The following is a 13,573-nucleotide window of genomic DNA, read 5'->3' as shown; positions in this document are numbered from 1 at the left end:
CCGATCACTCCTATTCCTTCATGAACGCTTCAACAAATTGTGACTCCGTTAGTTCCCCGTCCAGAACACGATTAACCAGTTCCGAATAGCGGTCGTCCCTGGGCTTATCCCCTTTGGGAGAAGCTGTATACATTGGGGAGGAAATACCTAGTGTTTGTGATTTTACAGTTCTGATCTTGCCCCGAATTCGTTCAGGGTTCCCTGCCATGACCATCACTCTGGAAGAAGTGGATGATAGTGCAAGGGTTAATGCCTCAATTCCCTGATTCGAATGCAGGGGTCTCATTCCCATTTGCCGCCACATCATTTGTTTGACAGATGAGTCCACCTTCATGCCGCCATTTTCCCATAGTGGCCAGTTTAAGGACAGTGTCCTGCCGCTTCGTTTGCCCTGACTCACCATCGTTTCCCGGTATGTTGCGAATAGGTCCATGAATGCATTGGCTGTAGCGTAATCACTCTGCCCCATATTGCCGAGCACGGCAGTTCCAGAGGAGAACAGAATGAAGAAATCCAATGCTTCCTTATGTGTAGAACGATCCAGGTGTATAGTGCCCGCCACTTTGGGTTTCATAACCTGACGCCATTCTTCCTCTGTCTTGGCAAGAAACAAACTGTCTCTGATTAATCCTGCTCCATGAATAACGCCGTGGATAGCGCCATAGACTTGTTTGATGCTACCAACAAGGTTCTCCACGGCTTCACCATCCGTTACATCAACCTGCAAATAGTCCACCCGTGCTCCCTGCTCTCGCAATACTTCAAGGGATTGTTCCATCAGACCGTCCATCGGTGATCTGCCCACGAGAACAAGTGTTGGATGCTTGGCTTGTGTGGCGATCTCTTGCGCAAATACAAGTCCAAGCCCTCCCATACCACCTGTAATGAGGTAAACACCATGATCACGCCAAAACCGTTTTTCAAGAACAGTGGACGGTTCAATCTCTTGCCAGTCTGCCAATTCCCGTCGACGACCCGTATAACGAATCCAGTTATCTTTAGGCTCGCAAACGTCCAACTTCAATAGCTGTAAAATATCTGCGTTATCCAACTGTTCGTCCATTTCAATCAACTGTCCCGCAACAGCCGGATATTCGAGTTTAATACTTTGCAACATACCCGACAGCGCAGCATACAAACGCTGCTCTCCATCATTAGGCACAACGGCCTGTATAATTCGCGGTTTATTCGATTCACTGGACAGTATCGTTTGAAGTTTACCAAACACCTGCAAGGCACCATCCTCAAACCACTTTTCGGCTGTGGCCATTCCCTGATCCAACCCAATCGGTATAAACGATGCTGACGGAAATTCAAGCTGCATCTCACTCAACCTGCAAGCGAGTGCACCACATAAAATAACGATATGCTCAGCGTCTGGAGTCTTCCGGCTCCGACCGGCTCCTTCCACCTCCATCTCCCGCCAATACGGCTTTAACAGCAGCATTTCAGACCGAGCGGTTGTGTCAGCACCTGGCGCTGTGGATTCTGGATCGGGAAGCTGTCTAGAGGAAAAGCCAATTAAACGAACACAGACACTTCCTTCTTGATCAAACAAATCAATATCAAACGTCATTCCTTTCCCATCCGAACTGGAATCGGAGCTGTAGCGCACCCATGTCCACATGTCTTGAGCACAAGCTTTATAGATCCGAACTTTCTTTAACGCAAAAGGAACCGAAGGCTGTGGTCCACCTGAACCATGTCCCGCCTTTTTCCCATCCACTTCAGGATGCTCCAGCATCATGCCAATAGAGGCCTGCAACGCGGAGTCCAATATACAGGGATGAAGGACATATGAGTTCATTTCCGGCAACAAATGCTCAGGCAGCTTCAGTTGGGCCAAAACTTCCCTTTCACCGATGAACAATTGCTGTATTCCCTCAAATGCAGGTCCGTACTGGATACCGGCTTGCCTAAATGCGTTGTAACAATCTGCACCCGTCCAGGTCGATCGGCTGCATGCAGCCATGAGTTCGTTCAGGTCATGAATTGGAGGGGATTCAGCTTCTTCATTCCATCCCAGCTGTCCTTGACTGTATACATGACGTTTCCCCTCAACCTGCTGGTCTTGCCGGTATATCTCATAACTTATACGTTGAGGATTTTCTGTGACAGGATGTAATCCGATTTCTACCTGAATGCTGTTAGGGATTGCTGCATCTCCATCCATGACTACGGGACTGATCCACACCACATTTTGCAGAAAAACAGGTCTTGTGCCGGCAACGGTAAGCTGCAATGCAGCCCGAGCCATTTCCAATTGGGCCACCCCGGGAAGTACGGAGATTCCATGAATAATATGATCCTTAAGGAAAAATTCTCTTCCATTGAAGACCGAGCTGAACCTTTGTTCAGTGAAATCAGACGTATTTTGTTGCACCAGGGGGTGAAGAGAAGCCCATGAGCGCTCCCGCGATGGCTGCTCTTCCTCTTGCTCTCTTTCCTTTGACGCCATCCAATATTCCTCTCGGGCAAAAGGATACGTTGGCAGGCTGATGCGTGATGGTGGTACATCGCCATACATCTGTCCCCAGTTCAGATCATAGCCCTGGGCATACAGATCAGCCAGCACATGGAGTATATCCCTCTGTTTCTCCGAGGACAAACTTCTTTCGGTGCTTTTGATAATCCATTCATCCCCATGTTCCTGTAACAGCTTTTGTCCAGTAAACCTTCTTGGCACCACGCCCTCAAACAAAACCCCTGACTTGGATTGCCCCCGCTGTTTCAACATGTATACGGCATCTTCCCTGGACTGCACAACCACCGCACAACGGTGTCGGAAATGCTGTCGTCCCTCCAGCAGAGTGTAGCTCATTGCCGTCAGATCCGGCATCTCTTCCCGTTCCAGTACAGCGATCATGTCCTCTACCTTGCGTTGTAGTGCTGCTTCCGTTTTGGCCGACAGTGCCAGCAAATAATAAGGTGACGCATAACCAGCCGTTCGTTTTTGTCCGCTGCCTTCATAACTTTCCACCACGACATGCACGTTGGTTCCGCTCATGCCAAAGGCACTTACCGCTCCCAGTCTCGCCTGCTCTGTTCGTGGCCAAGGCCGATTGCTTTTGTTCACATAAAACGGCCCCTCCGACCACCGGATATATTCACTTTCCTCTTCACAGTGCAGACTTGCCGGGATCGTCTCATGACGCATCGCCTGTACCAGGCTAATCAGGCTCACCACTCCCGAAGCGGCGAGGGTATGACCCAAATTCGTTTTTACCGACGTCAGCGCACAGGAGCCTGGCTCCATATTTCTTGATTTGTAGGCTTCCTGCAAAGCATTGATTTCGACTGGGTCTCCCAGACGTGTTCCCGTCCCGTGGGTCACAATGTACTGCATGTTCTCCGCCCGAATGCCGTACCGTGTATACACCTCATTCATTAGTGCTGTCTGTGCCACACCACTCGGCGCGGTGATTCCATTCGTTTTGCCATCATAGTTCATGCCACTGCCCCGAATGACCCCGTAGATCGAGTCTCCATCCGCCTCAGCCTGAGATAAGGTCTTTAATACAACAACCGCTATCGCTTCTCCCGGAACCATGCCATTGGCACGCTGGTCAAACGCATAACAGCGCCCATTCTCAGACAGCATGCCCGCCTGGGACATCGCTTCGAGTCCCTGCTCGGTAAGCAGCAGGCTCACCCCTGCCGCAAGAGCCGTGTCGCACTCTCCGGCTCGCAGGCTGGCACAAGCTTGATGAACAGCCGCCAACCCCGAAGAACAAGCCGTATTAATCGCCATGTTGGGACCATTCAGGTCCAGCAGATAGGCTAATCTGGCAGCCAGAATGGCATTGTGGTTGGATGTAAGCGGCCCGTCCAGACCGACAACTTGCAAATACTCGTTATTCTCCACCCCGACAAACATACCTACCCGGCCGGAGGAAAGCTGTCTTTTCCCATAAGCGGCATCTTCAAGCGCTCTCCAGGATTCCTGCAATAGCAATCGCTGACGCGGGTCCATGCTCTCGGCTTCACGCGGAGAAATTTCGAAGAAGCGTGGATCAAACTCCCGTACTCCTGGTACAAGACCGCATTTCCAAGGTTCACGCCCATTGTGGGTGGAAAACCGGTCCTCCGGTGCCATTCTTATCGCTTCCTGACCCTGACTGATCATGGACCACATCTCGTCCACATCTCGTGCTTCGGGGAACCGTCCGCTAATACCAATAATGGCAACAGGTTCCATGAATTGATCCATTTTATCCAGATTACGTGCAGTTGGACGAAGATCGGATGCAGGGAAGGATTTGCCGCCAGCCCATCTTCCGGAACGTCCGGATCGGTAACCTCGGTCCGCGACATTGGATTTCATGTCGGTCACGGCCTTCCTTTCCTCGTACATGCCAACTAGAACATCCCGATGTTCATTTTCCAGATATTCAGCCAATCCTTTCAATGTGGAATGTCCAAAGAAAATGGATGGTGTCAATTCTGCTCCGTAATGACGGCTCAACCGTCCTGCATACTCAGTCAAGCTGATGGAATCAAATCCAAACTCTGCGAGATTGGCTTGAGGGTCCAATTCTTCATGAGGTATCTTTAACAGCTCGCTTGCTATTTCTCCAAGCTCCCACTGCGCGCATTCAGCCACCGTTTTGCCACGCAACTCTACACGCAGCCCTAACGCAGGCGCCGCCTCATTCAAGACTGGATTCCCGACCTCATACGAAGTATGAGATGTGCTGGCCGGCTCCTCAGGTGTGAATTCAACACCCAGAAAACGATGTATGCGTTCCGGTTTCCCCGCCATAACGAGTTGGTGAGCGTAAGGTTCATTTAGAATTTTTGGAAATAATGCCACCCCTTCGTCTTTTTCCAGAAAACGTTGACCGCTGGTTTTGAGATACATAGCCGAAGCATTCTTTTCGCCTGTGCCCATTCCGCCCTCTCTCCAAAGCGGCCAGTTGATAGATACCGTGTGTATAGGACCCGTGCGATGCTGTTCTTGAGCATAGGCCATCTGGAATCGATTCGCCACAGCATAATCACAGGAGCCGAAGTCACCCAAAATAGCCGATGAAGAAGAGAAATAACTGCGGAACTCCAGCGATTCGTTACCCAGTGCTTTGTCCAATGCCAATGTTCCACGAATTTTGGGAGCAAGCACACGTTCAAAATCAGCTGCTGATTTATCCAGCACACTTACCCGACTTTCAATCCCGGCGGCGTGGATCAGTCCGTGAATAGTGCCAAATTTGCTTTTGACAGCCCGCACCGCTTCTTCGACTTGTTCCAGTACGGCAACATCAGCCTGAACATACATAGCCTGACTTCCCGCCTCGATCAATTCATCGAGCCTATGCTGCTTCACGGAATCCAGAGAAGATCGGCCCATCAACACCAGATTTACTCCCAGCGGAGCCCATGCTCTGGCAAAAGCGAGGCCAATTCCTCCCAATCCGCCCGTTATCAAATATGTCTTTCCTGGCAACACGTATTCTGTCCCCTGTTTGTAATGCTCGGCAGGCGGGATTGGTCTGATACGGCTTACTTTGCGCAGATCATTCTCATACCGCACGCTACACCGCTGGTTCGACCTTAATTCTTGCCACAGCCGTTCACTCCACCTTTTCCAGTTCACTTCGTTACTGGATGGTTTATCGCTGCTGATCACTTGTAATTTCGTATGGGGCATAACAAGCCCAAGTGAACGCTCAAAACCAATCCATGCATCTAGGTAACAACGTTCGATTCCTGTTCTATATTCCCCGGCGAGCAGAATTCGGCCAGGCTTGATCTTCTCTGCTGCCAATGCCTGAAGCAAAAGTAATATTGGCTTCGTGTCTTGCAGCAGTAGTGGCTCCTCTAGTGCCGACAAATGTAGTAGCGTATCCACATTCCCATATTGCTGGCTGATCTCCTGAAGCGCTTCCCTGTACTTCGCATGATGATCAAGATCCGTCTCTTTTTCCCACATTCCCGGATCGATGAAGACCAGCTGGATCTCAGGATTGTGATGTTTCATCAGTGAAATGAACCTCTCCTGATTCTCCTGACGGGAAAGTACACATAATATGGTCTGTGGGTTCTCTTCATGATAAAGTTCTGGCTCCGATTCTTCCCAGATTTCCTCAAAAGCCATTAGAAGGCTACCATCAGCGACCTCACGTTCTATCTCCTTTATTTCCATGTCCTCCGGCATATCTTTTGTCATCAAATTCTTTTGGACCTGTAATCCCGCCATGTGTGCAACTACCTGTTCTTTCTCATCACAGAAAGTAACATCCAGCCCGGAATCCAACTCCCTGATCCACATCCACAGCGGATGCTGCAAGTGATCTGCCGTAAACTCCATGGATTCCATAGAGAGCCAAGTATGTTTTTGTTCTTCACTCAGCACTTCATGTACACTCGACTCGCCGGCCTCTTTTGCTGGCATGGCCTTGTTAAGATAATCTGCTGCCTTTACTGATCTTGTCTCAAAGATGTTTGCTGCCAGTGATACAGCTTCAGTCAGTAACTTTGGAGTATATAACAAAGTCCGATCCTGAGCATTAATTTCAGCTGAAAGCTTTATTAACACTTCATTTTCGCCGGTATAACAACAAACAATGGATGATCCTTTAAGTTCTGAAGAAAGTTTTGCAGTCTCCAAATGTGTGCATCTTTCAGTGATGGACTGCATGTCCATAGGCGGACTCACGAATTCCTGTGATTCATATTCAATACGGCCCCTGCTCCACAACTCTTCATCACCGTCAGCTCGTTCACTGAATATTTCATAGATTAAAGATTGATCTGATTCTGGAATAATGGCCAAATGAACTTCCAGCGCCTGCTCTGTCACCACAACCGGATTGACCCATTGATGCTCGGTCAGCTTCATCCGGACCGGGGCCTGGTTCATCTCGCCCGCTCCCTTTAACGCATATTGCGCAGCAGCCCGGGCCATCTCCAAGTGGGCTGAATCTGGCAAACATTGGTAACCCGATTCCATAGGGTCATGTAACAACGGATCTTCCCGTGCAAAAACAGAGCTATAACGCTGTTCGCGCAGCGTTGACGTATTCCGGTGTACAAGCGGGTGGAGCTTTGCTGTCAGAAGCTGCTCGTTCAACCGGCTTGCTTCAGGTGATGACTGGGTCACCCAGTATTCTTCCTGGGCAAACGGATATGAAGGCAAATGAATGCGTTCAGGAACAGACTCACCGTACATATTCATCCAATCCAATGCGTAACCCTGACAGTATAAATCCGCCAGCACATGAAGAATGTCACGGTATGCCCCGGTTGCGATCGCTTGAGTTCCATGCTGAAGTTGATGCAAAAGCTCATGACCGTGTTCCCGAACAATGCGCTGTTCAGTGAACTCCCGGCCCACTGTCCCGCGAAACATCTTCCCGTTATTTTCTTTCGTACCGAACTGTTTCCAGACATGCACAGCATCCGTCCGGGACTGTACAACCACCGCACAACGGTGACGGAAATGCTGTCGTCCCTCCAGGAGCGTGTAACTGATTGCCGCCAGATCCGGCTCCTCTTCCCGTTCCAGCACGGCGATCATGTCCTCCACCTTGCGATGTAGTGCCTCTTCCGTTTTGGCGGACAGTGCCAGCAAATAATAAGGCGCTGTATTTCCAGCCATTTGTTTTTGCCCGTTGCCTTCATAACTTTCCACCACGACATGCACGTTGGTTCCACTCATGCCAAAAGCACTTACCGCGCCCAACCTGCCCTGCTCCGTTCGTGGCCAAGGCCGTTTGCTTTTGTTTACATAAAACGGCCCCTCCGACCACTGGATATATTCACTCTCTTCCTCACAGTGCAGACTTGCCGGGATCGTCTCATAACGCATCGCCTGTACCAGACTAATCAGGCTCACCACACCGGATGCAGCGAGGGTATGACCCAAATTCGTTTTTACCGACGTTAACGCACAGGAACCTGGCGCCATATTCCGTCCTTTATAGGCTTCCTGCAAAGCCTTGATTTCGACCGGGTCTCCGAGGCGTGTTCCCGTCCCGTGGGTCACAATGTACTGCATGTCCTCCGCCGGAATGCCATACCGGGCATATACCTCATTCATTAACGCCGTCTGTGCCACACCACTCGGCGCGGTGATTCCATTCGTTTTGCCATCATAGTTCATGCCACTGCCCCGAATGACCCCGTAGATCGAGTCTCCATCCGCCTCAGCCTGAGATAAGGTCTTTAATACAACAACCGCGATCGCTTCTCCCGGCACCATGCCATTAGCACGCTGGTCGAACGCATAACAGCGACCGTCCTCAGACAACATGCCTGCTTGGGACATCGCTTCGAACCCCTGCTCAGTGAGCAGCAGGCTTACTCCTGCCGCAAGAGCTGTGTCGCACTCTCCCGCCCGCAGGCTGGCACAAGCTTGATGAACAGCCGCCAGACCCGAAGAACAAGCCGTATTGATCGCCATATTCGGGCCATTCAGGTCCAACAGATACGCCAACCGGGCGGCCAGAATGGCATTGTGATTGGACGTAAGCGGTCCATCCAGGCCGACAAACTGCAAATATTCATTATTCTCCACTCCTACAAACATGCCGACCCGACCGGAGGAAAGTTGTTTTTTGCCATAAGCGGCATCCTCAAGCGCTCTCCAGGATTCTTGCAATAGCAATCGCTGACGTGGGTCCATGCTCTCGGCCTCGCGTGGAGAGATTTCGAAGAAGCGGGGATCAAACTCTCGTATCCCTGGCACAAGACCGCATTTCCAAGTAGCATCCTTTTTACTGCTGGTGAATCGATCCGAGGGAACGGTCTTAACAGCCGTTTGTCCATTTACGAGAATCGACCACATCTCATCTACATTGCGCGCTTCGGGAAATCGTCCGCTGATACCAATAATGGCAACAGGTTCATCGGCCGCTTGCATTCGTCGTGTATCTCCCAAACGCCAGTACTTGCCAGATGCTTGTCTCTGGGCGTTAGGCTTTCGGGCTTTGGAACGATGCTGTGCCACTTTGCTTTTTAACGGTGCGGCTTGCTCTGTATGTTTTTCTCCCGTTTGAATGTCGTGATCTGCATATTGATCCGTGATGGTCTGCTCGAATTCTCGCTCCAGATAATGAGCCAATTCATGAAGTGTGGTGTGATCGAAAAATATGGATGGTGCCAGGTCCATTCCAAAATGCTGATTAAGAACCGTTGCATATTCAGTCAGGCTAATGGAATCAAATCCATATTCGGCAAGATTTTCATTGCCATCAATCAGTTCCCTTGGAATTTTCAACGTTTGGCCTGCCAGTTCCTTTAACTCCCACCTTACACACTCAGACGTTGTTAGGCCCAAGAGCTCCGGTCTCCGGCGAGAAGCCATGGAAGCAGATGAAGCTTCTTTGGAGAGGATCACAGTTTCTTTCTCGGATTCACCGAATGAAGATTCAAGTACAAATGCACCTGCACTTGTAGTTGCAGCATTCGAATGTACCGCTATTCCGTCGTTTTCTGTCCCCTGCGACATGGCTGTAAAGCCTGCTTCTAATCCCTGAATCTTCAACACTGCGCGTCCTTCTGATGAATACAAACGAATGTCCAACACTTCAAGTCCTGACGCCCCATTCATTCGCTCTCTTCTGTCTACTCTCGCCCAAGAAATATTTGATGCGCCTACTGCATCAAGTCTTTGAAGGGATTGAATGTAAACAGGACGTGAAGCAGACATATCCAACTGCTGCTTTGCTTCATTTTCAATTTCTGTCCAGCCTAGCCCCCCATAAACGGCAAGGTGAATTGCATCTACTGGCAGTTTGTACACTGGTGGTATAGATAACACATCCGTTGCATCTTCAAACTTGATCAGAATATGGTCTTCCCCCACATATATACGTTCTACCGCATAAGGAGATGAGGACAAGGCTGACTTTGAAGCATGGTTCGCAAAAGCAGTGATTGACGAATCCAGCTCAGCGGTGTAGAGCATATCGATAGAATCAATTTCCAGAGCATCTGATCCTGTGAACTCTGAAGCCACCTTTTTGGCCATTCCGCTACTATATACGGGTTGAAATCCCCCTACATTTTCACCATATATGACGTATCCCACTGTTAAATGTGATTCGGATTGCAATGAGATGTGTAACGGAAGTGGCTGATCAGACACATAAATAGGGTTGTCCCATATCACATCCTGCAATTGGATCGATAATGCTGATTCTGCTGAATCATGATCATCAGGTATGGCCAAATCCAGAGCTGCATAGGCGATTTCCAGATGAAGCAAGTCGGGCAATAATTTTGTTGTTTGCTCTTTATTGATATCCATAAGCATAGGCGAGTCCATTGTAAAGAGTGAAGTGTACCGCTGCTCTTGAAGATCCGAAGTATTGCTATGCAAAAGTGGATGGAGCATGGCTGATCCGTTCGTACCAACCGCGCTGGACGATACCAACTCGGTTTTCTTTGGAGCCCAGTAGCGATTTCGTGCAAACGGATACGCCGGCAGACTGACTGGGCGCGGGTGCTGCTGTCTGTTGTCCCCGTATAGCTCCATCCACTGAATCACTGCCCCTCGTGTCCACGCGTCCAGTACATGCTCATAACGACCCTGGGACAGCCAGCGTTTCACATTCTCTTTCATGTCTTCCTCATCGGTTAACCAACCCGGATGCTCCTGCCCTTGCTTCACATGCCCCTGATAGTACAAGTTTCCTTTGCCTGCTGGTTCCGCCTGTCCCACCTGTTCCACATAGCTGTCCAGCTTGGCAAGCAGCTCCTCCATCGTTTGCGCCAGCACACCCAGCCGTACCTCCATTGCTTCACGTCCGGTTTGCAGTGTATAGGCGATCTCCCTCACTTTCCAGCTGCTCTGCCCGGTACGGAGTGCATCTCGCAGCTGACGGGCCTGCACGACCAGCCGTTCCTCGTTCTTCGCTGACAGCACGATCATCCCTGGCACTTCATTTTGCTCGTTTTGCTCATTCATCTTTTCACGCGTCAGGTCGGGTTCCCGGTATTCCTCCAAAATGAGATGAGCATTCGCTCCACCTGCACCAAACGAGGAAATCCCCGCCCGTCGCGGCACAATCTGACCGCCCACTCTCGGACGTTCCCAAACGTCTAACTCCCGCTGGACCGTGAATGGGGTTTGGCTAAAGTCAATATGCGGGTTGGTCTGCTGCACATGCAGGGACGGCGCCAGCTCTCCATGCTGTAATTGCAGCAGCACCTTGGTGACTCCCGCGATGCCTGCTGCGCTCTCTGCATGTCCGATATTGGATTTCGCTGAACCAATCGCACAGTAGGCCTCTTCCGACGGATCTTGCTGAAAAGCTTTACTCAGCCCCGCAATCTCGATGGGATCACCGAGCGACGTACCCGTGCCATGGGCTTCCACATAACTGATCGTCCGCGGGTCAACGCCCGCCTCACGCAAGGCCCGGCCGATGACGTCCGCCTGGGCGTTGGGATTCGGCACGGTATATCCGTTTGTTTTTCCACCGTGATTCAAGGCCGACCCTTTGATCACGCCGTAAATCCGGTCCCCGTCTGCAACGGCTCGTGCAAGCGGTTTTAACAGGACCGCGCCCACGCCTTCCCCCGGCACATACCCGTCGCCCCCTTCACCAAAGCTCTCACAGCGACCTTTGCTGGACAGGAATCGTCCTTGAGACAACATGATATATTTGTTCGGGTGGACCGACACATTCACCCCGCCCGCGACCGCAACCTGACACTCATTCTGTCTTAAACTCTGGCACGCCAGATGAATGGAAGTCAGCGAAGATGAACACATCGTATCCACCGCCAGACTCGGTCCGCGGAAATTACAGAAATACGACACCCGGTTGGCGATGGACGCCGGATTACCGGAGAGCGCAATTGAGGACTCGGCCCCGTACAGTTGGTATTCCTCGTACATCACACCCACGTACACACCCACGATGTCGGTAGCCAAACGCTCCCGCGTATACCCCGCATCCTCAATCGTCTCGTACACACACTGCATGAATAATCGTTCCTGCGGATCCATCATCTCAGCTTCCCGAGGAGAAATCTGGAAGAACAACGGATCGAATTCGTCCACACCGTCCAGAAATCCGCCCCAGCGTCCATAGGTCTTGCCCGGTGTGCCCGGCGTTGAATCATATACCTGCTCCTGGTCCCAGCGTTCAGATGGAATCTCGGTAATGCTGTCCGTTCCACTGCGCAGATTCTCCCAAAACTCATGGATGTTCCGCGCTCCCGGGTACCTTCCCGCCACACCAATAATGGCAATATCCTGCTTCTCCTCATCCTCTTGAACCCGATTGGATGATTCAATTGGATTCAAAGATTTCAATGAACCAACGTTCTTCGACTCTGGATTAGTAGCTTGTTGATTCTTTAACGTCCTCTTTTGGCGTAAAATGCCCTTGGATTTAACGTCCTCTATCCCCGGATTCTGTACAGCAACCGAAGCACGAGATATACCATCGGATTCCTCAGGAAGTTCTTCCCCTAAAATGAGTCGCAATGGTTCATGATGGTGCTCAAGAAAATATTCGCTCAGAGCCCGAAGGGTCTGATACTCGAAAAAAAGTGTTTTGGGCAAGAGGCCAAACTGTTCTTCCAAATTAGTGGTCATTTGCATAATAAGTAACGAATCTATCCCGTATCGATCCATTGCAGTATCTACGTCAATCCTTGATTCCGGAAGACCGATGACACGGGCTAAACGCTCTTGCAGAAATTGAACTGTTTTCACTCGTAAATCAGCATCATTCTTATGAACAAGGCCAAGGTTCTCTTCTTTTTTATGCAGGTCCATTCGCTCCTTCCCCATCAAGTGGATCTGACCGGTAACTTGCTGGACAGTTTGACTCATGTTCAAGTGTTCCAAGAGTGTCTCTGCAGAAATATCCCATCCATGCCGAGTTAGCAGTCTGCGGGAAAGTTCACTCCATTGCACCGGGTCCAAACCATATTCACTCCAGTCCATGTCCGGGTCCACGTCCTGCTCCCCTACGTTCAACAAAGCGGCCACTTCCAACGTGAGCACAGATACAGCTTCCTGTTGGGTCATGCCTCCCGCCAGAGGGACTCCAAGCTTGATGGATGACGATTCCGGCGAAGGCCCTTGCCCATCTGCGTCTGGTTCTGCGTCTGCCTTTACCGGCTCGATCGGTTGGCCCGACCCCGAATATCCCGGCTCCAGCAGGCTTCTTCGCAGCACCGACAGCTTGCCTTCCGCCACCAATACCTGGCTGCCTCCACTCGCCCAAGCCTGATACAACGCCTTTACTCCCGACGCGGTTCCCAGCGGTCTCAGTCCATGCTGTTTCCACAGACGCTGCTTCCCCTCTTCCTCCAGCTGCATTCCGCCTTCTTCCCACAACGGCCAGTTGATGGATAAGGTTCTCCCTTGACACTCCCCGCGTTTCATCCGCGCATTTCGGCTCACCGCATACGCATCCATATACCCATTCGCGGCGGCATAATCACCCTGCCCTGCATTCCCCGTCACCGCTGCACCCGAGGAGAACAGCAACAGCACATCCAGCGCTTCGGTCCCGATCGCTTCTTCCAGATTCCGTATGCCGACTACTTTCGGAGCCAGCACGGCCTGCCAGTCGGATTCCGTTTTGTATCGCATCAGACTGTCCCGGAT

At 50.9% G+C, this 13,573-nt stretch carries 1 protein-coding gene; it reads right to left on the bottom strand.

Annotation, left to right across the window (positions count from 1 at the left end; translation table 11 throughout):
* Nucleotides 1-10: 10 nt before the first annotated feature.
* Entirely contained in the window at nt 11-13,558 is a 13,548-nt protein-coding gene (locus ACE04G_RS14730) for an SDR family NAD(P)-dependent oxidoreductase (RefSeq protein ID WP_486094547.1), read from the bottom strand.
* Between the last annotated feature and the right edge of the window lie 15 nt (nt 13,559-13,573).

It is taken from the genome of Paenibacillus sp. AGC31, assembly GCF_057334655.1.
The sequence above is the reverse complement of the archived record's forward strand: the minus strand, read 5'-3'. Positions and strand labels throughout refer to the sequence as shown.

Coding starts and splice junctions, on each gene's coding strand:
- ACE04G_RS14730 (WP_486094547.1), bottom strand. CDS start 13,558: ATGCGATACAAAACGGAATCCGACTGGCAGGCCGTGCTGGCTCCGAAA.